General features: G+C 69.7%; 27 protein-coding genes and 1 tRNA gene. 5 read left to right on the top strand and 23 right to left on the bottom strand.

Annotated features, from left to right (window positions below):
• Positions 1 to 70: 70 nt before the first annotated feature.
• The gene (locus D9C15_RS21850; RefSeq protein ID WP_128000583.1) at positions 71 to 1,054 is read right to left on the bottom strand and encodes a M23 family metallopeptidase; all 984 of its coding nucleotides are present in this window, start codon (positions 1,052 to 1,054) and stop codon (positions 71 to 73) included.
• Positions 1,055 to 1,069: 15 nt separating this feature from the next.
• Here D9C15_RS21850 and D9C15_RS21845 point away from each other — a divergent pair, with 15 nt between their 5' ends.
• Positions 1,070 to 1,396, top strand: a complete 327-nt coding sequence (locus tag D9C15_RS21845) for a DciA family protein (protein ID WP_240668507.1) — start codon at positions 1,070 to 1,072, stop codon at positions 1,394 to 1,396.
• A 55-nt stretch (positions 1,397 to 1,451) separates the two neighbouring features.
• Here the strand turns inward: D9C15_RS21845 and D9C15_RS21840 are convergent.
• The 6 genes from D9C15_RS21840 to petA all read right to left on the bottom strand — a co-directional run bounded on the left by D9C15_RS21840 (position 1,452) and on the right by petA (position 5,625).
• Positions 1,452 to 1,527 (bottom strand) — tRNA-Thr (locus D9C15_RS21840).
• 35 nt (positions 1,528 to 1,562) lie between these two features.
• Positions 1,563 to 2,066 (bottom strand): ClpXP protease specificity-enhancing factor, encoded by a 504-nt coding sequence (locus D9C15_RS21835; RefSeq protein ID WP_128000582.1) that lies wholly within the window; start codon positions 2,064 to 2,066, stop codon positions 1,563 to 1,565.
• 10 nt (positions 2,067 to 2,076) lie between these two features.
• A complete protein-coding gene (locus tag D9C15_RS21830) occupies positions 2,077 to 2,688 on the bottom strand; it encodes a glutathione S-transferase N-terminal domain-containing protein (RefSeq protein ID WP_128000581.1) in 612 nt (203 codons plus the stop codon).
• Positions 2,689 to 2,800: 112 nt separating this feature from the next.
• Entirely contained in the window at positions 2,801 to 3,568 is a 768-nt protein-coding gene (locus D9C15_RS21825) for a cytochrome c1 (RefSeq protein ID WP_128000580.1), read from the bottom strand.
• A 20-nt stretch (positions 3,569 to 3,588) separates the two neighbouring features.
• Entirely contained in the window at positions 3,589 to 5,001 is a 1,413-nt protein-coding gene (locus tag D9C15_RS21820; RefSeq protein WP_128000579.1) for a cytochrome b, read from the bottom strand.
• Between the two features lie 24 nt (positions 5,002 to 5,025).
• Positions 5,026 to 5,625: a ubiquinol-cytochrome c reductase iron-sulfur subunit gene (gene petA, locus D9C15_RS21815; RefSeq protein ID WP_128000578.1), complete on the bottom strand. Its 600-nt coding sequence runs from the start codon at positions 5,623 to 5,625 to the stop codon at positions 5,026 to 5,028.
• Positions 5,626 to 5,802: 177 nt separating this feature from the next.
• Here petA and mscL point away from each other — a divergent pair, with 177 nt between their 5' ends.
• Both mscL and D9C15_RS21805 read left to right on the top strand, forming a co-directional pair.
• A complete protein-coding gene (mscL, locus tag D9C15_RS21810; protein WP_128000577.1) occupies positions 5,803 to 6,219 on the top strand; it encodes a large conductance mechanosensitive channel protein MscL in 417 nt (138 codons plus the stop codon).
• A 133-nt stretch (positions 6,220 to 6,352) separates the two neighbouring features.
• The gene (locus D9C15_RS21805; protein ID WP_128000576.1) at positions 6,353 to 8,947 is read left to right on the top strand and encodes a DUF1631 family protein; all 2,595 of its coding nucleotides are present in this window, start codon (positions 6,353 to 6,355) and stop codon (positions 8,945 to 8,947) included.
• Here the strand turns inward: D9C15_RS21805 and pdxA are convergent.
• Both pdxA and D9C15_RS21795 read right to left on the bottom strand, forming a co-directional pair.
• Entirely contained in the window at positions 8,922 to 9,983 is a 1,062-nt protein-coding gene (gene pdxA / locus D9C15_RS21800; protein ID WP_259372612.1) for a 4-hydroxythreonine-4-phosphate dehydrogenase PdxA, read from the bottom strand. The genes D9C15_RS21805 and pdxA overlap by 26 nt on opposite strands.
• A complete protein-coding gene (locus D9C15_RS21795) occupies positions 9,980 to 10,729 on the bottom strand; it encodes a Nif3-like dinuclear metal center hexameric protein (RefSeq protein WP_128000575.1) in 750 nt (249 codons plus the stop codon). Before D9C15_RS21795 ends, pdxA begins: the two co-directional genes overlap by 4 nt.
• 26 nt (positions 10,730 to 10,755) lie before the next feature.
• Between D9C15_RS21795 and D9C15_RS21790 the strand changes: the two genes are divergently transcribed.
• A complete protein-coding gene (locus D9C15_RS21790; protein ID WP_128000574.1) occupies positions 10,756 to 11,940 on the top strand; it encodes a S1C family serine protease in 1,185 nt (394 codons plus the stop codon).
• Positions 11,941 to 11,958: 18 nt separating this feature from the next.
• Here D9C15_RS21790 and tatC read toward each other — a convergent pair whose 3' ends face one another.
• The 14 genes from tatC to argB all read right to left on the bottom strand — a co-directional run bounded on the left by tatC (position 11,959) and on the right by argB (position 20,049).
• Positions 11,959 to 12,750: a twin-arginine translocase subunit TatC gene (tatC, locus tag D9C15_RS21785; protein ID WP_128000573.1), complete on the bottom strand. Its 792-nt coding sequence runs from the start codon at positions 12,748 to 12,750 to the stop codon at positions 11,959 to 11,961.
• Positions 12,751 to 12,757: 7 nt separating this feature from the next.
• The gene (gene tatB / locus D9C15_RS21780) at positions 12,758 to 13,246 is read right to left on the bottom strand and encodes a Sec-independent protein translocase protein TatB (RefSeq protein ID WP_128000572.1); all 489 of its coding nucleotides are present in this window, start codon (positions 13,244 to 13,246) and stop codon (positions 12,758 to 12,760) included.
• Between the two features lie 25 nt (positions 13,247 to 13,271).
• Complete coding sequence (gene tatA, locus D9C15_RS21775) at positions 13,272 to 13,511, bottom strand: Sec-independent protein translocase subunit TatA (protein WP_128000571.1); 240 nt, start codon at positions 13,509 to 13,511, stop codon at positions 13,272 to 13,274.
• An 82-nt stretch (positions 13,512 to 13,593) separates the two neighbouring features.
• Positions 13,594 to 13,941 carry a histidine triad nucleotide-binding protein gene (locus tag D9C15_RS21770; protein WP_128000570.1) on the bottom strand — a complete coding sequence of 116 codons (348 nt, stop codon included), beginning with the start codon at positions 13,939 to 13,941 and terminating at the stop codon, positions 13,594 to 13,596.
• Position 13,942: 1 nt separating this feature from the next.
• Positions 13,943 to 14,308, bottom strand: coding sequence for a DUF4870 family protein (locus D9C15_RS21765; protein WP_205854870.1), 366 nt, complete (start codon positions 14,306 to 14,308; stop codon positions 13,943 to 13,945).
• Positions 14,305 to 14,664 (bottom strand): phosphoribosyl-ATP diphosphatase, encoded by a 360-nt coding sequence (locus tag D9C15_RS21760; protein ID WP_128000569.1) that lies wholly within the window; start codon positions 14,662 to 14,664, stop codon positions 14,305 to 14,307. The genes D9C15_RS21765 and D9C15_RS21760 overlap by 4 nt, the downstream gene beginning before the upstream one ends.
• On the bottom strand, positions 14,661 to 15,059 hold the full coding sequence (gene hisI / locus D9C15_RS21755; RefSeq protein ID WP_112188115.1) for a phosphoribosyl-AMP cyclohydrolase: 399 nt from the start codon (positions 15,057 to 15,059) through the stop codon (positions 14,661 to 14,663). Before hisI ends, D9C15_RS21760 begins: the two co-directional genes overlap by 4 nt.
• 13 nt (positions 15,060 to 15,072) lie before the next feature.
• Complete coding sequence (locus D9C15_RS21750; RefSeq protein WP_128000568.1) at positions 15,073 to 15,519, bottom strand: NUDIX domain-containing protein; 447 nt, start codon at positions 15,517 to 15,519, stop codon at positions 15,073 to 15,075.
• Positions 15,494 to 16,363 (bottom strand): ATP-binding protein, encoded by an 870-nt coding sequence (locus tag D9C15_RS21745; protein WP_128000567.1) that lies wholly within the window; start codon positions 16,361 to 16,363, stop codon positions 15,494 to 15,496. Before D9C15_RS21745 ends, D9C15_RS21750 begins: the two co-directional genes overlap by 26 nt.
• A 10-nt stretch (positions 16,364 to 16,373) precedes the next feature.
• Positions 16,374 to 17,024, bottom strand: a complete 651-nt coding sequence (gene pdeM, locus D9C15_RS21740) for a ligase-associated DNA damage response endonuclease PdeM (protein ID WP_128000566.1) — start codon at positions 17,022 to 17,024, stop codon at positions 16,374 to 16,376.
• A gap of 17 nt (positions 17,025 to 17,041) precedes the next feature.
• Positions 17,042 to 17,743 carry a nucleoid occlusion factor SlmA gene (gene slmA, locus D9C15_RS21735; RefSeq protein WP_128000565.1) on the bottom strand — a complete coding sequence of 234 codons (702 nt, stop codon included), beginning with the start codon at positions 17,741 to 17,743 and terminating at the stop codon, positions 17,042 to 17,044.
• On the bottom strand, positions 17,740 to 18,465 hold the full coding sequence (locus tag D9C15_RS21730; RefSeq protein ID WP_128000564.1) for a pyrimidine 5'-nucleotidase: 726 nt from the start codon (positions 18,463 to 18,465) through the stop codon (positions 17,740 to 17,742). Before D9C15_RS21730 ends, slmA begins: the two co-directional genes overlap by 4 nt.
• Positions 18,462 to 19,127: a Dph6-related ATP pyrophosphatase gene (locus D9C15_RS21725; RefSeq protein ID WP_240668505.1), complete on the bottom strand. Its 666-nt coding sequence runs from the start codon at positions 19,125 to 19,127 to the stop codon at positions 18,462 to 18,464. Before D9C15_RS21725 ends, D9C15_RS21730 begins: the two co-directional genes overlap by 4 nt.
• A gap of 1 nt (position 19,128) precedes the next feature.
• On the bottom strand, positions 19,129 to 20,049 hold the full coding sequence (gene argB / locus D9C15_RS21720) for an acetylglutamate kinase (RefSeq protein WP_128000563.1): 921 nt from the start codon (positions 20,047 to 20,049) through the stop codon (positions 19,129 to 19,131).
• Between the two features lie 28 nt (positions 20,050 to 20,077).
• Between argB and D9C15_RS21715 the strand changes: the two genes are divergently transcribed.
• Positions 20,078 to 20,635 (top strand): DUF2242 domain-containing protein, encoded by a 558-nt coding sequence (locus D9C15_RS21715; protein WP_240668503.1) that lies wholly within the window; start codon positions 20,078 to 20,080, stop codon positions 20,633 to 20,635.
• Positions 20,636 to 20,640: the final 5 nt, after the last annotated feature.

The following is a 20,640-nucleotide window of genomic DNA, read 5'->3' as shown; positions in this document are numbered from 1 at the left end:
ACGTAGGTCGGCATCTGGGGGCGCACCTTGCCGATGCAAGGCGCGCGGCGTTCAGCCAAAGCCTGTAAGTTTACTCCGCGACCGCCAGGCGCCGTTGGCGGCGCCCCGCCTTGGCCTGGGCGCCCGGCTCGCCGCCGGCCAGGAACTTGGCCGGGTCCTGCGGCACGCCGTCGACCAGCACCTCGAAGTGCAGGTGCGGCCCCGTCGAGCGGCCGGTGTTGCCTACCTCGGCGATCGTCTGCCCGCGCTTGACGATGTCGCCGGCGCGGGCGAGCAGCCGCGACGCGTGGGCATAGCGGGTGACCAGGCCGTTGCCGTGGTCGACCTCGATCATCTGGCCGTAGGCCGGGTGATGCTCGGTGTTGAGCACCACGCCGCCGGCGGCGGCCATGATCGGCGTGCCGACGTCGCTCGGGAAGTCCAGCCCGGTGTGCAGCGCGGCCCGGCCGGTGAACGGATCCTCCCGGAAGCCGAAGCCGGATCCGATCGTCCCGGCCACCGGTGCGCTGTTCGGGATCGTCAGCGCATGCAGGCGCGACTCCATCAGGCGCGATTCGATCAGCGTGAACAGGTCGGTGCTGCGATCGGCGGTTTCGTCGAGCGAGTCGATGATCCCGGTCAGCTGCTCCAGCGTGGCGGCCTGCGGCGGCACGTACGGCCCGCCCTGCGCGCCGCCGGCCGACGCCGCCGTGGCCGGGCGCAGCGGCTTGAGTTCGTCCGCCTTGACGCCCGCCAGCCCGGCGACCCGGTCGCCCATGGCCTCGAGCTTGACCAGCTTCGCCTGCATCTCGCCGACCTTCTGCGCCATCGCGTCGAGGTTGGCGCGCAGGAAGCGGTCGCGCTGGGCGAACTCGTCGCGCACCACCAGGCGCACGATCTGGCTGACCACCGGCCAGCCCTCGCGTGCGGCCTTGAGGAAGACGAAGTGGTAGATCGCGCCCGACAGCGACATCAGCACCACCACCAGCGCAAACAGCGCGAGCGCGGCCTGCCAGCGATTGAAATGCATCACCCGCGTGCGCGCCAGCGTGCCGTGCGTGATCATGATCTGCATCGCTACACTCCAGTCGTGAGTCCCAACCACCTCAAGTCCCCTCCGCTGGTGCCGGACTCGATGCCGGTGGCGGAAGCCCTGCGTCGCAGCGCGCCGCTGGCGGCCTTGCGCGAGCGGCTGAAGGAGTCGGGTGAGCGGTTCGAGGCCATCCGGGCCAGCCTCCCCCCGGGGCTCGCGAATCAGGTCGCGCCGGGGCCGGTCGATGCCGAGGGCTGGTCTGTGCTGGCGGCCAATGCCGCGGTGGCGGCCAAGCTGCGCCAGCTCAGGCCCCGACTGGAAGCGATTCTTCAGCAGCGGGGCTGGCAGGTTAGCGCAATCCGCATCAAGGTTCAAACGCCCTGACAGGACGTTTCAACCCTTTCCGGCGCACCGCCGCAAACCGGGCCGGAGCGTGACATGGTGCCGGCTGTCCGAATCGAACGGACGACCTTCCGCTTACAAGGCGGGTGCTCTACCAACTGAGCTAAGCCGGCACGGCCACCGGGGGCGCCGCAGTATAGGCGCGCTGCTACTTGATGCGCTTGAGCGAGGGCCGTCCGCCGGAGGGCGGCTCGGGCGGCTCCGTGGCCCCCTCGGCGTCGCCCCGCGAGCCTCCGTCGGTGACCGCCAGGTGAGGCGGCGTGCGCGGAGCGGCGGCGGCCGCGTCGAGCGGCGCCGGCTGCATGCCCGCGGGCGCCTCGGAGGGCACGGGGAAGGCCATGCCCTGCCCGTTCTCGCGCGCGTAGATCGCGATCACGTGGTCGACCGGCACCACGATCTCGCGCGAGACCCCGCCGAAGCGGGCCTTGAACTCGATGTACTCGTTGCCGAGCTTGAGCGCGCTGGTCGCCTCGAAGCCGACGTTGAGCACGATCTCGTTGTTCTTCACGTACTCCACCGGCACCTGCACCGAGCCGTCGACGAACACCGCGATGTACGGGGTGAAGCCGTTGTCCGTGCACCAGTCGTGCAGCGCCCGGATCAGGTACGGGCGGGTCGAGGTGCCGGTGCCGGCGCTCGGCGGGGTGCTCATGCCGGCCAGTCTACTTCCGCATCACCTTCTCGGACGGCGTCAGCGCCTCGATGTAGGCGGGGCGGGAGAAGATGCGCTCGGCGTACTTCAGCAGCGGCACGGCGTTCTTCGACATGTCGATGCCGTAGTAGTCCAGGCGCCACAGCAGCGGGGCGATCGCGACGTCGAGCATCGAGAAGTCGTCGCCCAGCATGTACTTGTTCTTGACGAAGATCGGCGCGAGCATGGTCAGCCGGTCGCGGATCTGCGCGCGCGCCTTCTCGAGCTGCTTGTCGTTGGGCTTGATGCCGCGCGACTCGAGGATGTTGACGTTGCTGAACAGCTCCTTCTCGAAGTTGAACAGGAACAGCCGCACCCGCGCGCGCGCCACCGGGTCGCCCGGCATCAGCTGCGGGTGCGGGAAGCGCTCGTCGATGTACTCGTTGATGATGTGCGACTCGTACAGGATCAGGTCGCGCTCGACGAGGATCGGCACCTCGTTGTACGGGTTCATCAGCGCGATGTCCTCGGGCTTCGCGAACAGGTCCACGTCGCGAATCTCGAAGTCCATGCCCTTCTCGAACAGCACGAAGCGGCAGCGGTGCGAGTAGGGGCAGGTGGTTCCGGAATAAAGCACCATCATGGCGCGCTCTCCTTGCGGGAGTCCAAAGACACGAACGCAGCGGGCCCCCTGGCGGGCGGCGCCGCTGCGCGGCGGCCCGTCGGCGCGCTCACGCCGGCGGGCACGGGAGGGTTCACTTCACGTCTTTCCAGTAGGCGGCGTTCAAGCGCCAGGCGATCACGGTGAAGAAGGCGAGGAAGAGCAGCACCCAGACACCGATGCGCACGCGCTGGCCGGCGGCCGGCTCACCCATCCACTGCAGGAAGGCCACCAGGTCGCCGACCGCCTCGTCGTACTCGCGCGGGTCGAGCTGGCCCGGCGTGAGCTGCTCGAAGCCGGCGAAGCGGTGCACCGTCTTGCTCGGGTCGTGCGGGTCCTTCTCGTCGACGAACTTCGCGACGCGCTGGCCCTGCAGCTCCCACAGCACATGCGGCATGCCGACGCTCGGGAACGCGAGGTTGTTCCAGCCGGTGGCCTTGGTGTCGTCGCGGTAGTAGGTGCGCAGGTAGGTGTACAGGTAGTCGGCGCCGCTGCCGCCGGCACCGGCGCGCGAACGCGCGATCAGCGTCAGGTCGGGCGGCAAGGCACCGAACCACTCCTTGGCCTGCTTCGGGTCGAGCGTGACCTTCATCGTCTCGCCGACCTTGTCGGTGGCGAACATCAGGTTCTTCTTGATCTGCTCTTCGCTCAGGCCGATGTCGCGCAGGCGGTTGTAGCGCATGTAGCCGGCTGAGTGGCAGTTCAGGCAGTAGTTGACGAACAGCTTGGCGCCGTTCTGCAGCGCGGCCAGGTCGTTCACCTTGCCTTCGGGGAACTTGTCCCAGTGCGCGCTGCCGCCGGCCGCGGCAGCGCCGCCGGCGAGGCCGAGGGCGAGGAGCAGGGAAAGGAGGATCTTCTTCATGGTCTCGTTCTTCCCTGGCATCAGTGGGCAGCGAAGGTCACGCGCTCGGGCACGGGCTTGCATTCGCCCAGCCGGCTCCACCAGGGCATCAGCAGGAAGAAGCCGAAGTAGAACAGCGTGCCCACCTGCGACACGCGCTCGCCGATCGGCGAGGGCGGCTGCACGCCGAGGTAGCCCAGGATCAGGAAGTTGATCACGAACACGGCGTAGACATACTTGTGCCAGCCCGGGCGGTAGCGGATCGACTTCACCGGGCTCGCATCCAGCCAGGGCAGGAAGAACAGGATGATCACCGCGCCGCCCATCACGACGACGCCCCAGAACTTGGCGTCGATGCTGAGCATCAGCGCGACGACCACCAGCGCGGCGATCACCACCGCACCCTTCAGCGCCGCGGAGACCTTCGCCTTGGCCACGCCGAGCAGCGCGCCGAGCAGCACGCAGGCCACCAGCACGTACATCATCTCGCTGGTGATGGCGCGCAGCATCGAGTAGTACGGCGTGAAGTACCACACCGGCGCGATGTGCGCGGGCGTCTGCAGCGGATCGGCCGGGATGAAGTTGTTGTACTCGAGGAAGTAGCCGCCAAGCTCGGGCGCGAAGAAGATGATCGCGCTGAACACGAACAGGAACACCGCCACGCCCATGATGTCGTGGATCGTGTAGTACGGGTGGAACGGGATGCCGTCCAGCGGATGGCCCTGTGCATCCTTCGGCGCCTTCGGCCCCTTGATCTCGACACCGTCCGGGTTGTTCGAGCCGACGTCGTGCAGCGCCAGCAGGTGCGCCACGACCAGGCCGAGCAGCACCAGCGGCACGGCGATCACGTGGAAGCTGAAGAAGCGGTTCAGCGTCGCGTCGCTCACGACGTAGTCGCCGCGGATCAGCAGCGCCAGGTCCGGCCCGATCAGCGGGATCGCGGAGAACAGGTTGACGATCACCTGCGCGCCCCAGTAGCTCATCTGGCCCCAGGGCAGCAGGTAGCCCATGAAGGCCTCGGCCATCAGGCACAGGAAGATCGCGCAGCCGAAGATCCACACCAGCTCGCGCGGCTTGCGGTAGCTGCCGTAGATCAGCCCGCGGTACATGTGCAGGTAGACCACGACGAAGAACGCGCTGGCGCCCGTCGAGTGCATGTAGCGGATGATCCAGCCGCCGGGCACGTCGCGCATGATGTACTCGACCGAGGCGAAGGCCAGCGCCGCGTCGGGCTTGTAGTGCATCACGAGGAAGATGCCGGTGACGATCTGGATCACCAGCACCAGCATGGCCAGCGAGCCGAAGAAGTACCAGACGTTGAAGTTCTTCGGAGCGTAGTACTCCGACATGTGCTTCTTGTATTCCGAGAAGGCGGTCGGGAACCGGTTCTCGAACCAGACCGTCACCTTCTGGGCCACCGGTGCGTCGGCGGGAACTTCCTTGAATTCAGCCATGGTCGTGCGTCCGGGTCCTGGGGGTTAGGCCTTCTTGTCCTCGCCGATCAGCAGGCGCGTGTCGGACAGGTACATGTGCGGCGGCACCTCGAGGTTGTCCGGCGCGGGCTTGTTCTTGAACACGCGGCCGGCCATGTCGAAGGTCGAGCCGTGGCAGGGACACAGGAAACCGCCGGCCCAGTCGTCGGGCAGCGAGGGCTGCGCGCCAGGCTGGAACTTGTCGCTCGGCGAGCAGCCCAGGTGCGAGCAGATGCCCACGGCCACCAGCACCTCCGGCTTGATCGAGCGGTGCTCGTTGCGCGCGTACTCCGGCGTCAGCTCGCCCGGGTTGCGCTGCGATTTCGGGTCGGCCAGCTGGGCGTCCAGCTTGGGCAGCTCGGCCAGCTGCTCGGGCGTTCGCCGCACGATCCACACCGGCTTGCCGCGCCACTCGACGGTGAGCTTCTCGCCCGGCTTGAGTGCACTGATGTCGACTTCGACGGCCGCACCGGCGGCACGGGCGCGCTCGGAGGGCTGGAAGCTGCTGACGAAGGGCACGGCGGTGAAGCCGACCCCCACGGCACCGGCGCAACCTGAGGCGATGAGCCAGGTGCGCTTGCCGCTGTCGACGGGGCTGTCACTCATGAAGGTCCTCGGGGAGTTTCTCTGGGATTCGCTGCGGATCAGGGTCAACCCGGCATTCTAACGGACACGTCAAGCCTCCCCGGCCGGCTTGACTTCCGGACGATCGCAGGAATACTGCCGCACCCCGATCACAAGTCACCGCGCCGCCGGCGCACTTCAACGAGAGAGGAGATCACGATGGGATTCGCGACCGAATTCAAGGAATTCGCGATGAAGGGCAATGTCGTCGACCTGGCGGTCGGCGTCATCATCGGAGGCGCCTTCGGCAAGATCGTCGACTCGATCGTCGGTGACCTGATCATGCCCATCGTCGGCAAGCTGCTCGGCGGGCTGGACTTCTCGAACTACTTCATCCCGCTGGCCGGCCAGACCGTGACCAACCTCGCGGATGCGAAGAAGGCCGGCGCCGTGTTCGCGTACGGCAGCTTCATCACGGTGGCGATCAACTTCGTGATCCTCGCCTTCATCATCTTCATGATGGTCAAGCAGATCAACCGGCTGAAGAAGGAGGCGCCGGCGGCCCCGCCGGCCCCCGCCGCTCCGCCGGAGGACATCGTGCTGCTGCGCGAGATCCGCGACGCGCTGAAGAAGTAGTCCGCGGCCGTCAAGCCGGCAGCCGCCGGGCCGGCGTGACGGACCGCACAACGGGCGGCCGTTCTTTGGGCTCATACTTCGCTGCCGCCCGTGCCTCGGGCGGGGCACGCACGCGTGCGTTTCCAGCCAGCCGATGAGCCCGATCGATCCCCGCCAGCAGGCCGCGATGGACGCGGCCGTCAACCTGATCAAGAACGCCGTCGCCCAGGTGGTGGATCGGGTGGCGGACCTGCTCGGCACGCTGTCGCTGTCGGCCACCCGCATCGCCGAGCGCGACCTGCTGCTGTCGACCCAGTTCGAGCTGCGGCGCGGCATGGCCTCGTTCCACCTGACCTTCCGCGAGACGCTGCGCGAGAGCATCGCCAAGGACCTGGCGCCGCGCGAGGACGGCCGGCGCCGCCTGGAGGTGACCGACTGGACGTCGCTCAGCCTCGTGGGTGACCAGGAGGTCGAGGAGCAGCTCCATTCCGGCCGCATCGCCCAGGCCATCCTGCAGGAAGCCGAGTGGGAGCAGCGCGACGTCGCCGCCCACCTGGGTTCGCTGCTGCGCACCGGCCGGCCCGACGAGGACCGCAGCCCGCTGCGCCCGCAGGTGGTCGGTGCGGCGCTGTACCGCGCCATCGAGTCGACCACCAAGGACGGCGAGTCGCGCAAGCTGCTGGCGCGCGAGCTCGGCCAGGCCGTGGCCAAGGCGATGAAGCAGTGCTACGCCGACATCGCGCGCGACCTGCAAGGGCGCGGCGTGCAGCCGCTCGGCCTGAACCCGCGCATGGGCGACGGGCCCGGCTTCCACCTGCCCGGCGCCGGCAACTCCGGCTACTCGACGCTGCGCGACAGCGGACACGGTGGGCACAGCGGGCACAGCGGCTACACCAGCCACCCCGGAAGCTTCGACCCGGGCAGCGGCGGCGCGCCCGCGGGCGCGGCCGTGCCGTCCTGGCGCGGCGGGCCGGGGCTGGCCGGCGTGCCCGGCAGCGGCCATGGCGGCTACCCCGCGCCAGGCATCGGACGCAGCGGCGGGCATGGCTCGGCGAACGAAGCACTCTCGCCCGGCGCCCGCGCACGCGCCGACGCCCAGCTGATGAACCTGCTGCGCCGCCTGACGGCGCTGGCCAGCCGCCCGGGCGAGTTCGACGACGTGCCGGCGATGCCCGACGTGGTGCTGCCCGGAACGAGCGGCCGTGGCGGCCTGGGCGGGGCCCTGGCCCCGGGCGGCCACGGCTTCGGTGCCGGCGCGGACGAGGCCGCGCTGCACGGCGGGGTGGCGGTCAACCTGATCCGGGCACACCGCGACGAGCTGCTGCAGGCCTCGGCCGGCAAGCTCGACCACATGGTCATCGACGTGGTCGGCAGCCTGTTCGACCAGATCCTGGCCGACCCGCGCGTGCCGCCGCAGATGGCGCGCCAGATCGCGCGCCTGCAGCTGCCGGTGCTGCGCGTCGCGCTGGCCGATGCCACCTTCTTCTCGTCGCGACGCCATCCGGTGCGGCGCTTCGTCAACCGCATCGCCTCCCTGGCGCTGGCCTTCGATGAGTTCGACGACGGCCCGGGCAAGCAGTTCCTCGACCGCGTGCGTTCGCTGGTGCAGGAGATCGTCGAGGGCGACTTCGACCAGATCGAGCTCTACAGCGCCAAGCTCAACGAGCTCGAGCGCTTCATCGCCGATCAGACGCAGGGCGAGGTGCAGGCCAGCCCGGCAGCGACCACGCTGGAGAACAAGGAATCCGAGCTGCGCATCCAGCAGCGCTACATGCTGCAGCTCACCGCCGCGCTCAAGCCGATCCCGCTGGCGCCCTACCTGCGCGAGTTCCTCTCGCAGGTGTGGAGCCAGGCGCTGGTGCTGGCGGTGCGGCGCGACGGGCCGGCCTCGGACCGCTTCCAGCGCTTCAAGCGCGTCGCACGCGACCTGGTGATGAGCGTGCAGCCCAAGGGTTCGCCGGCGCTGCGCAAGAAGTTCCTGATGCAGCTGCCGCCGCTGATGAAGGACCTGAACGAGGGCATGGCGCTGATCGGCTGGCCCGAGCCGGCGCAGAAGGCCTTCTTCGGCCAGCTGCTGCCGGCGCACGCCGAGTCGCTCAAGGCGGCGCCGCTGTCCGAACTCGACCACAACCTGCTGGCCAAGCAGATCGAGGGCATCTTCGCGACGACCGTGCCGGGGGTCGAGTCGCTCTCGGTGGCCGACATGGTGCCGGAAGCCGAGACCGCCCTGGTCGAGAAGCGCTTCACGGCCGAGGAGGCCAAGCAGGTCGGACTCGTGCCCGAGAGCGCGGTTGACTGGAATGGCCAGGTCGACATCGAGGTCGGCGATCCGGCCGCCCCCGATGCCCCGGCCGGCGCCGACGTGGAGGCCGAGCTCGAGGCGGGCGATTCGGCGCCGGTCGACCTCGGGCTGGACATCGACCTCGGCCTGTCACCGGCCGAACCGGCGGAGCCGACGCGCGGCCCGCAGCTGATGGACCACGTCAAGCTCGGCTTCGCCTACCAGATGCTGCTGAAGGACCAGTGGCAGAAGGTGCGGCTCACCTACGTCAGCCCGGGCCGCAGCTTCTTCGTCTTCTCGCACGGCAAGAAGCACCAGGAGACGATCTCGATGACCGCGCGCATGCTCTCGCGCATGTGCGAGACCGGTCGCATGCGCGCCTACGAGAGCAGCTACCTGATCGAGCGGGCGACGGCGCGGGCGCGCAAGCAGCTCGCCGCGCTCAAGGTGCCGGCGACGCGGCACTGAGCCCGGGCGCCGCGGCGCCCGCCAGGACCCGCGCCATCCTGACCGCCGCCGCGAGGCTGGACGCATCGGCCACGCCGCGCCCGGCGATGTCGAACGCGGTGCCGTGGTCCGGGCTGGTGCGCACGAAGGGCAGGCCGAGCGTCACGTTCACGCCCTGCTCGACGCCGAGGTACTTCACCGGGATCAGCCCGTGGTCGTGTGTCATCGCGACCACGAGGTCGAACTCGCCCGGGTGGGCCGGTGGCGCGTGGCGGGCGCGCATGAACACAGTGTCGGGCGCGAACGGCCCGCGTGCATCGATGCCCTCGGCACGCGCCGCCGCCACCGCCGGCGCGATGATGCGGATCTCCTCGTCGCCGAACAGCCCGCCCTCGCCGGCATGCGGGTTCAGCCCGGCCACCGCGATGCGCGGCCGCGGCTGGCCCCAGCGCGCCGCGGCCGCATGCGCGATGCGGATGGTCTCCAGCACGGCCTCGAAGGTGACGGCGTCGACCGCGCTGCGCAGCGACTGGTGGATCGTCACCAGCACCGTGCGCAGCTCGTCGTTGGCCAGCATCATGCGCACCGGCGCCGGCGTGCCGCCCGAGGCGGCCAGCGCCTGCAGCATCTCGGTGTGGCCGGGGTAGCCGATGCCGGCGGCCGCCAGCGCCTCCTTGTGGATCGGCGCGGTGACGATGCCGGCCACGGCACCGGATCGCGCCAGCGTCACCGCCTGCTCGATGCAGCGCGCCGCGGCGGCGCCGGCCCGGGCCTCGACGCCCCCGGTCGGCAGCTGCGCCAGGCCTTCCGGCAGGCCGCGCACCGGCAGCACCGCAATGGCGCGCGGCGGCACACCGCCCAGATCCTGCGGCGACTCGAGCACCGCCACCGCCTGCAGCGCGCCGACCAGCCGCGCCGCGGCACGCATCACGCCGGCATCGCCGAGCACCAGGCAACCGTCGGCCGCCCCGTCACGGAACAGCTTCGCGATGATCTCCGGCCCGATGCCGCAGGCATCGCCCATCGTGATCGCCAGCGGCAGGCGGCCCGCGCTCACGCCGGATTCTCGATGTCGATGAACTCGTGCTCCAGGCCGAAATGCTGCGCCACCTGCGCCGCCACGGCCGGTGCGCCGAAACGCTCGCTGGCATGGTGGCCGCAGGCCAGGAAGGCCACGCCGGTCTCGCGCGCGTAGTGCGCCTGCGGCTCGGAGATCTCGCCGGTGATGTAGGCGTCGGCCCCGGCCGCGATGGCCGCCTCGAAGTAGCCCTGGGCGCCGCCGGTGCACCAGGCGATGCGCCTGAGCGGCCGGCCGTCGCCCTCCACCACCACCGGCGGGCGGCCGACGCGGAACTGCAGCAGCGCCGTCAGCGCGGCCAGCGTGAGCGGCTGCGCCGGGCTGCCGATGAAGCCGAGGTCCTGCTCGCCGAAGCGTCCGTCCGGCACCAGCTTGAGCTTGGCGCCGAACTGCGCGTTGTTGCCGAACTCCGGGTGCGCATCCAGCGGCAGGTGGTAGGCGAACAGGTTGACCTGGTGCGCCAGCAGCTTCTCGACGCGCGCCTTGAGCCAGCCGGTGAGGCGGCCGTCCTGCCCCTTCCAGAACAGGCCGTGGTGTACCAGGATGGCATCGGCCTGCGCCGCGATGGCCGCCTCGATCAGCGCCAGACTGGCCGTGACGCCCGAGACGATCTTGCGGACCTCGGGTTTGCCCTCAACCTGGAGACCGTTCGGCCCATAATCCCGGAAACGCCCCGTGTCCAGCAGGACGAAGAGGTGCGATTCGATCTCGGAGCGAAGGGCCATGGAACGGTCTTTCGAGTGGGGCTCAGATGCGCAGGACCTGGCTGATTTTCTCGCAAGCGGTGACGGTCGCCGTGGCAGTGTTGTTCGTCGTCGCGACGCTCAAGCCGCAATGGCTGCCGCGTGACGGCGCCTGGCCGGTGCCGGCCGTGCCGGCGGTCGCGCCACCGCCCACGCCGGCCGTGGCATTGCCGGCGCCCGCGCCGGCCGGCTCCGCGCCGGCGGCGAGCTACGCCGCCGCCGCACAGCGGGCCACGCCCTCGGTGGTGAGCATCACCGCGCGCAAGGCACCGCAGCGCTCGGCGCAGTCCAACGACCCCTGGTTCCGCTTCTTCTTCGGCGACCGTGCCGAGCAGTTCTCGCAGCCCCAGGTCGGCCTCGGTTCGGGCGTGATCGTCACGCCGGACGGCTTCCTGCTGACCAACAACCACGTCATCGAAGGCGCCGACGACATCGAGGTGCAGCTCGCCGACGGCCGCACCGCGACGGCCCGGCTGGTGGGCACCGATCCGGAAAGCGACCTGGCGGTGCTCAAGGTCGAGCTCGAGCGGCTGCCGGCGATCGGCTTCGGCGACGCCGACGCGCTGCAGGTCGGCGACGTGGTGTTGGCCATCGGCAACCCGTTCGGCGTGGGCCAGACGGTCACGTCCGGCATCGTCAGCGCGCTCGGGCGCAACCAGCTCGGCATCAACCTGTTCGAGAACTTCATCCAGACCGACGCGGCCATCAACCCCGGCAACTCCGGCGGCGCGCTGGTGGATGCGCGCGGCAACCTGATCGGCATCAACACCGCGATCTACTCGCGCAGCGGCGGCAACATGGGCATCGGCTTCGCCATTCCCGTCAGCACGGCGCGCCAGGTGATGGACGGCCTGATCAAGGACGGCCAGGTGACGCGCGGCTGGATCGGCGTGGAGCCGCGCGACCTGACGCCCGAGATCGCGCAGACGCTGAATCTGCCGATCCGCCAGGGCGTGCTGATCACCGGCGTGCTGCAGAGCGGCCCGGCCGCCGAGGGCGGCATGCGGCCGGGCGACGTGGTGGTGAAGATCGGCGACCGGCCGGTGGCCAACACCGCCCAGCTGTTCAATGCGGTGGCGGGCCTGCGGCCCAACGAGACGGCGGTGGTCGGCGTGCAGCGCGGCGAACGCGCGCTCGAGCTCAGCATCAAGGTCGCCCAGCGGCCCAAGGCGCGCACGCGCCAGCCGCAGTGACCCGGCCGCGCGGGTGCCTCAGGCGCCCGGCTGGCCTTCCTCGGCCGGTGCCCGGGTGTGTTTGATGAACAGCTGGGCCGCGACGATGCCGAACTCGTAGAGCACGACCAGCGGGATCAGCAGCGAGAGCTGCGAGATCACGTCCGGCGGCGTGACGATGGCCGAGACGATGGCCGCGGCGACGACGAAATAGCCCCGCCAGGCGCGCAGCTGCACGATCGACACCACGCCCAGCCGCGCCAGCACCACCACCGCCACCGGCACCTCGAAGGCGATGCCGAAGATCAGGAACAGCGTCAGCACCGTGCCGAAGTACTGCTCGATGTCCGGCGCCGCGCTGACCGAGCTCGGGGCGATGCTGACGATGAACGAGGTCAGCGCCGGAATCACGACGAAGTAGCAGAAAGCGACGCCGACGAAGAACAGCAAGGTGCTCGAGACCACCAGCGGCAGCACCATGCGCTTCTCGTGCGAGTACAGCCCCGGCGCGACGAAGGCCCAGACCTGGTAGAGCAGGTAGGGCAGCGCCACCAGGAAGGCCGACATCAGCGTCATCTTCAGCGGCACCAGGAAGGGCGAGAAGACGTTGGTGGCGATCAGCTTGGTGCCCGGCGGCAGGTGGCTGGTCAGTGGCTGGGCCAGCAGGTCGTACAGCGCATTGATGCCGGGCCACAGGCACAGCGCACCGAACACCACGGCCAGCGCGATCAGCGACTTGACCAGCCGGTCGCGCAACTCCATCAGGTGCGAGACGAACGGCTGTTCGGTGCCCGCGAGTTCGTCGGGCTTCTCGTCGGGCGACGTGCTCATCGCCGCCTCAGGCGCCCGGCCGCGGCGGCCGGAAGCGCGCCACCCGCGCCGCGCCAGATTGGGCCTTGCCCCGCACGCCGTGGCGCTGCTTGTACCACTGCGGCACCGCGCCGCGCTTGACGCGCCAGTTCTTCTTCGGCGGCTTGTACTCGGGCACGGGCGTGGCCAGGGTGTCGGACGAGGATGCGGAGGTGTCGGTCAGCCCGGCGGTAGCGTCCTGCCAGCTGCGGTCGAGCTCGGCCGTGGTCTGGTGGATCTGGCTGGACACCGACTGCTCGACGTCGCGCGCCGCCTCCTCGACCTGCGTCTTCATCTTCTTCAGCTCGTCGAGCTCGATCGAGCGGTTGACCTCGGCCTTGACATCGGCCACGTAGCGCTGCGCCTTGCCCAGCAGGTGCCCGACGGTGCGCGCCACGCGCGGCAGCTTCTCCGGGCCGATGACGATCAGCGCCACCGCCCCGATCAGCGCGAGCTTGTCGAAGCCGAAGTCGATCATGCAGCGGCAGGCCCAGGTCCGCGGCTCAGGACTTGGTCTTGGCCTCGACGTCCACGGTGTTGGGGTCGGCGGCCTTGTTGGCCGTCACCTGCTGCGCCGGGTTGGCCGGCGGCGTCTCGCCCGCGGCGCCGTCCTTGATGCCGTCCTTGAAGCCCTTGACGGCACCGCCCAGGTCCGAGCCCAGGTTCTTGAGCTTCTTCGTGCCGAACACCAGCAGCACGATGACCAGCACGATCAGCCAATGCCAGATGCTGAATGAACCCATGTCTACTCTCCAGCCGGCGACCATGCCGGCAAGCCTTTGATTCTAGGGGAGGGTCCGGGTTCGCCCGTGCGCGGCGCGCGGTTCAACCCTTGGCCCAGGGGCGCGGTCCGCCCATGACGTGCATGTGGACATGCTGGACTTCCTGGCCGCCGTCATGGCCGGTGTTCACCACGATGCGGAATCCGTTCGTCACCCCGAGCTGGCGCATCAGCACCGGCGCCAGCGCGGTCATGCGGCCGAGCATGGCGGTGTGCGAGGCGTCGGTGTCGTACATCGTCGCGATGTGCTGCTTCGGGACGATCAGCACGTGCACCGGCGCCCAGGGCGCGATGTCGTGGAACACGATCAGCTCGTCGTCCTCGTGGGCCTTGCGGCTCGGGATCTGCCCCGCCACGATCTTGCAGAAGATGCAGTTCGGATCGGCGCTCATCTCACACCACCATCGGCTTGCCGTCGTTCCAGTTCAGGAAGCCCTTGACGATGCGGTAGACGCACCACACGAAGTTGGCGAACAGGATCGCGAAGCCGACCAGCAGCCACACCGTCAGGAAGCCCAGCACCGCCCACAGCAGGCCCCACCAGAAGGTGCGGATCTGCCACGTGAAGTGGCTCTCGTAGAGGGTGCCGGCGGCGTCGTCGCGCTTCACGTAGTTCATGACGATCGCGACGATGCCGGTGAAGCCGACGAACAGGCTGCAGGCGTACAGCACGTAGATGATCATCGTGAGCTGCTTCAGGCTCTCGAGTTTGGCCGCGTCGGGCGCCGGTGCCGGGGCGGTCTGGATGACGTCGTTCATGTCGGCTTGTCCTCCTTGTCGCGGGATTGTGCCTTGCGCAGCGCGAACTCCTCGAGGCCCGACAGCCCCTCGCGGCGGCGCAGCTCGGCCAGCACCTGGGCGGGCGCCAGGCCGTGCGCGGCCAGTGCGACCAGACTGTGGAACCACAGGTCGGCCACCTCGTAGACGATCTTCTCCGGCACGCCGTCCTTGCAGGCCATCACCGTCTCGGTGGCCTCCTCGCCGATCTTCTTGTAGATCGCGTCGCCGCCCTTGGCGAACAGGCGCGCCACGTAGCTCTTGTCCGGATCGCCGCCCTTGCGGGACTCGATCACCGCGGCCAGTCGCGCCAGCGTGTCGTCGGAGGTGTCGCTCACTTGTAGATCCGTTCCGGGTCGACCAGCACCGGCTCGACCTCGTGCCAGGCGCCGCCTTCGAGCTTGTGGAAGAAACACGAGTGGCGCCCGGTGTGGCAGGCAATCGACGGTTGCGCGGGCTCGTGGCCGAGCTGCGTGACCTTGAGCAGCACCACGTCCTTGTCGCAATCGAGGCGCAGCTCGTGCACCTTCTGGAAGTGGCCGGACTCCTCGCCCTTGTGCCACAGCCGCCCGCGCGAGCGGCTCCAGTAGACCGCCTCGCCGAGTTCGGCGGTCTTCGCCAGCGCCTCGCGGTTCATGAAGGCGAACATCAGCACGTCGTTGCTGCCGACCTCCTGCGCGATCACAGGCACCAGGCCCTGCGCATCCCACTTGACCTCGTCGAGCCAGTCCATGCGGGCAGTGTAGTCAGGAATCGTGGTGCGTCGCGCCGGCGAAGCCGCGCTCCTGCGCGAACCAGGCCAGCACCGGCACGGTGCCGGGCAGCACCGGAGCGACCTGCACCGGCAGCTGCTGCCAGGCCATCGCCTGGCGCTCGCGCATCTCGAAGGTCCCCGTCCAGTCGAACACCTTGCAGAAGTGCAGGCGAACGCGCGCATGCGGGTAGTCGACCAGCTCCACCTTCCAGGGCGTGGCGGCGCCGATGGTGATGCCCAGCTCCTCGTGCAGTTCACGCCGCAGCGCCTGCTCGACCGTCTCGCCCGGCTCGAGCTTGCCGCCCGGGAACTCCCAGTAGCCGGCGTAGACCTTGCCGTCGGGGCGCGAGGTGAGCAGGAAGCGGCCGTCGGCGTCGATCAGCACGCCCACGGCAACGTCGACCGGGGTCCGCTCAGTCGGCGTGATGGCGTCCGGCATAGTCCCTGGCGAACTGATAGGCCACGCGCCCGGACCGCGAGCCGCGCTCGAGGGCCCACACCAGGCTCTCCTGCCGGGCCGCCACGATCGCCGCGTCGTCGACGCCGAAGCCGCGCAGCCACTGCGCGACGATGGCCAGGTACTCGTCCTGCGAGAACGGGTAGAAGCTGATCCACAGCCCGAAGCGCTCGGACAGCGAGATCTTCTCCTCCACCACCTCGCCGGGGTGCACCTCGCCGTCCTCGGTGTGCTGGTAGGTCAGGTTCTCCTTCATGTACTCGGGCAGCAGGTGGCGCCGGTTGCTGGTGGCGTAGATCAGCACGTTGTCCGAAGCCTGCGCGACCGAGCCGTCGAGGATGGACTTGAGCGCCTTGTAGCCCGGCTCGCCCTCGTCGAAGCTGAGGTCGTCGCAGAACACCACGAAGCGCTCGGGGCGCTCGGCCACCAGGTCGACGATGTCGGGCAGGTCGGTCAGGTCGGCCTTGTCGACCTCGATCAGCCGCAGGCCCTGCGGCGCGAACTCGTTCAGGCAGGCCTTGATCAGCGAACTCTTGCCGGTGCCGCGCGCGCCGGTCAGCAGCACGTTGTTGGCGCCGTGGCCGGCGACGAACTGCGCGGTGTTGCGCAGCAGGCGCTCCTTCTGCGGCTCCACCTCGACCAGGTCCGCGAGGCGGATGGTGGCGACATGCTTCACCGGCTCGAGCACGCCCGAGCCGCCGCGCTTGCGGTAGCGGAAGGCGATCGAGGCGGACCAGTCGGGCGCGGCGGGCGGGTGCGGCAGCACGGCCTCGAGCCGCGCGAGCAGCGCCTCGGCACGGGCGATCAGCGAGTTGACATCGGGCATGCCCGCGAGTTTACGAGGGCAGTTCGCGCAGCTCGTCGTCGGCGATCACGAACACCCGGTCGGCCGGGCCGCGCTCGAGCGCGTGCATGCCGGTGAAGCTGCCGAACGCGGGCAGCACGCCGACACGCTCGCCGAGATGGAAACACGGCAGGCGCAGCCGGTCGTGCGCGCGCCCGCCGAGCGCGACGCACGGGTGCAGATGGCCGGCCAGCACGTAGGCCGCCTCGTGCGGCTGCGGGTGATGGCACAGCGCAATGCCGCCGTCGAGGTGTGGCTCGTCGACCACCTCGATGCGCAGCGAGGCCGGCGGGTCGCCGGCGCGGTCGTCGTGGTTGCCGCGCACCAGCAGCAGATCCAGTGCGGCGTGCCGCTCGCGCCAGCGCGCGAAGGCAGACAGCGTGGCGGCGGCATGCGAGCGCGCCGAGTGCAGCAGGTCGCCGAGGAACACGACGCGCTGCACGCCGTGGCGCTCGACCAGGCCACTCAGACGCGCCAGCGTGTCGCTGGTCGTGCCGCGCGGCACGGGCACGCCGAGCGCGCGGAAGCTCACGGCCTTGCCGATGTGCGCGTCGGCCACCAGCAACGTGTGCGATTGCGGCAGCAGCGCCGCCTTCTGCGGCAGCAACACCAGCGGCCGGCCACCGACCTCGATCGTGACCATCGCGGGACGGACGGGACTCAGGCGACGAACAGCGCCAGCGCGGCGTCGAGGTGTTCGGTCGGGCTGCGCTTGAAGCCCGAGCGCGCGTAGCGGTGCAGCCGGCCGACCGCGAAGGCGGTCAACGCGGAGGCGCGCGCATTGGCGTCGACCGTCGGCGTGGCCGAGCCGGCCGTTTCGGCCAGGCTGCGCAGGCTCTGGCGCAGCTGCGATTCGATGCGCTCGAAGAACTGGTTCATGCGCGCGAGCAGGCGGTCGTTCTCGAACACCAGCGCATCGCCGACCATGACACGTGTCATGCCCGGGTTCTTCTCGCCGAACTGCAGCAGCACGGTGATCACCTTGCGCACCTGCACCGCGGCATCGGCCTCGCGCTCGACGATCTGGTTGACGAGCGTGAAGACGCTGCTCTCGATGAACTCGATCAGGCCCTCGAACATCTGCGCCTTGCTCGCGAAGTGGCGGTACAGCGCCGCTTCGGAGACATCCAGCTTGGCGGCCAGCGCCGCGGTGGTGATGCGCTCGGCCCCGGGCTGCTCGAGCATGCTGGCCAGGGTCTGCAGGATCTGGATGCGGCGCTCGCCCGGCTTGGGGCGCTTGCGCGTGGGGGCCGCAGCAGCCACCGGCTCCTCGGCCAGCGCATCGGCAGATGCCGCCGGGGGTACCACCGTGGCGTCGGTCTCGACAGGAGGAACTGACGCCGGATCGGTGGAGTGGCTCATCGCAAGGCGCGTAACGTCTGCAGCGACTTGATTCTGGCACACACGTACCGGGGACAGAGGCAAGGGTGAACACCAACTTTCGGCGTCTTCCGGCCGTCGTTGATTCCGTCACGCAAAGTGCCCTTGAACCTTCCGTCGAGGTAGCGCTGCATCCACACCGTGCGCATGCCCAGCCCGTACGCCGCCTTCTGGTGCTGCAGCGTGTCTTCCACCAGCACGCAGTCGGCGGCGCGCAGCTTCAGCCGCGCCAGCAGGTGGCGGAACATGCGCGCGTCGGGCTTGGGCCGGGGCTCGCCGAACATCGTCATGTCCTCGATGCTGAGCACGCCGTCGAAGGCGCGCGTCAGGCGCAGCGCGTCGAGCACGCGCAGCGCATAGGCGCGCGGAGCGTTGGTCAGGATCAGCTTGCGGCCGGGCAGCCGGCGCAGCGCGGCGCGGTCATGCGCACTGGTGCGCAGCCGGCTCTCGAGCCCCGGCAGGCGATGCGTCTGCTCGAGGAAATGCGCGGCCTTCACGCCATGGTGGCGCACCAGGCCGAGCAGCGTGGCGCCGTAGCGCTGCCAGTAGTGCACGCGCAGCGCAGCGGCAGCCGGCGGCGCCAGCCCGAGGTGCTCGATCATGTAATCCGTCATCGCCTGGCTGGTGGGCGCGAAGGCCGCATGGCTGGCGTCGTGCAGCGTGTTGTCGAGGTCGAACAGCCAGGTGATGCGGCCGCGCTTCACCGCAGCTCCGCGACGACATAGTGCCCCGGCGCCGGCGCCGCGGGGCGGATCTCGTGCAGTGCCTGCACGCGGTGCGGCACCGGGTGGGCGAAGCGCGGACCGTCGAACACGAAGGTGTGGAACTCGCCGTTCTCGCCGCAGGCGTCCACGCCCTCGGGCAGGTCGGCGATGAATCCGGCGTCGAACTCGCGGCCGCAGAACTCCGCCGCCAGGAACCGTCGATCCACGCAGACCACCCGCGCGCGGTAGCCCAGCGCCAGCAGTTCGTCGACCAGCGCGCGGCGTGGCGCCTGCCACAGCGGCAGCACGGCCTGCAGGCCGGCGCCCGCACACACCTTTTCCTCCCAGTCGCGGTGCGGCTGCAGGTCGATGTCGCCGAACAGGCCGTGCGTCAGGCCCTGCGCCGCGAAGGCGCGCAGCTGTTCGGTGAACACCGCCTCGTAGTCGGCCCAGCCGGCGCGTCGCATCACGAGCGGCAGCCCGAGCGAGTCGGCCTGGGCCTGCATCAGTGCCGGCGGGATCGCGTGCGAGCGCGAGCGCTCGCCGGTCTCGTCGAACATCGCCAGCAGCACTTCGACGCGCCAGCCCGACCCGAGCGCGCGGTGCAGCGCGAGCATCGAGTCCTTGCCGCCGCTCCAGCTGAAGAACGCGCGCCCGCCCACCTCAGTGGGAACGAATCATCGTTCCGTAGGCCTGGTCGGTCAGCACCTCCAAGAGCATCGCGTGCGGCACGCGGCCGTCGATGATGTGCACGGTGTTGACGCCGTTCTTGGCCGCATCCAGCGCCGAGCCGATCTTCGGCAGCATGCCGCCGCTGATCGTGCCGTCGGCGAACAGCTCGTCGATCTCGCGGGCCGAGAGGTTGGTCAGCAGCTTGCCGGCCTTGTCGAGCACGCCCGGCGTGTTGGTCAGCATCATCAGCTTCTCGGCCTTCAGCACCTCGGCCAGCTTGCCGGCCACCACGTCGGCGTTGATGTTGTAGTTCTCGTTGTCCTTGCCGAAGCCCAGCGGCGAGATCACCGGGATGAACTGGTCGTCCTGCAGCGCCTTCACCACGCTCGGGTCGATCGATTCGATCTCGCCGACCTGGCCGACGTCGTGCTCGATGCTCGGGTCCTTCTGGTCGACCATCTTCAGCTTGCGCGCGCGGATCAGCCCGCCGTCGCGGCCGGTCAGGCCGACCGCCTTGCCGCCGGCGGCGTTGATCAGGCCGACGATGTCCTGCTGCACCTGGCCGGCGAGCACCCACTCGACCACCTCCATGGTCTCCTCGTCGGTGACGCGCATGCCCTGGATGAAGGTGCCCTTCTTGCCGACCTTGGCCAGCGCCTCGTCGATCTGCGGCCCGCCGCCATGCACCACCACCGGGTTCAGGCCCACCAGCTTGAGCAGCACCACGTCCTCGGCGAAGTCCTGCTGCAGCGACGGGTCGGTCATCGCATTGCCGCCGTACTTGATGACGATGGTCTTGCCGTGGAACTTGCGGATGTAGGGCAGCGCCTGGGCCAGGATCTCGGCCTTGTCGCGCGGCCCGATGTGGCTAAGGTCGTGCAGCGCCGTGGACGAGGCAGAATTTCCACTCATGGCAGGTGATCTCCGCAGTATTGATGCAGTGCGGCAAATTGTAGGCGCCGCGCTGGCGGCCGCTGCCGCACTGCTGGCCGGCTGCGCATGGCAGCCGGGGCTCGGCAACGGCCGCACGCCCTCGGTCTACCAGGACGAGCGCTTCCAGCCCGACGAGACCTTCTCGCGCCTGTTCGATGCCGGCGTAGCCGACACGTGCGAAGCCGCGCGCCGCGCGCTGCTGAGCCAGGGCTACGTGGTGAGCACGGCGCGCCCGGACGTGATCAACGGCAGCAAGCGCTTCCAGCCCGAGGGCGCGGTGCACATGGAGATCAGCTTCACCGTGGTCTGCGTGCCCGAGGGCGCCGGCGGCGCGGTCTCCACCGCCTACGTGTCGGCCCAGCAGGACCGCTACGTGATCAAGCGCGCCTCCACCAGCGCCGGGCTGGGGGTGGGCGCGCTGGGCTCGATCTCGGTGCCGCTGTCCTCGAGCGAGGAGTCGCTCGTGAAGGTCGGCTCGGAGACGATTCCCGCCGGTCCCTTCTACGACCGCTACTTCGCGCTGATGCAGCGCCTGCTCGCCGACCTGCGCGACACCCCGCACTGACGCCG

Source organism: Piscinibacter defluvii (assembly GCF_004011805.1).
Classification (GTDB): domain Bacteria; phylum Pseudomonadota; class Gammaproteobacteria; order Burkholderiales; family Burkholderiaceae_C; genus Piscinibacter; species Piscinibacter defluvii.
The sequence above is the reverse complement of the archived record's forward strand: the minus strand, read 5'-3'. Positions and strand labels throughout refer to the sequence as shown.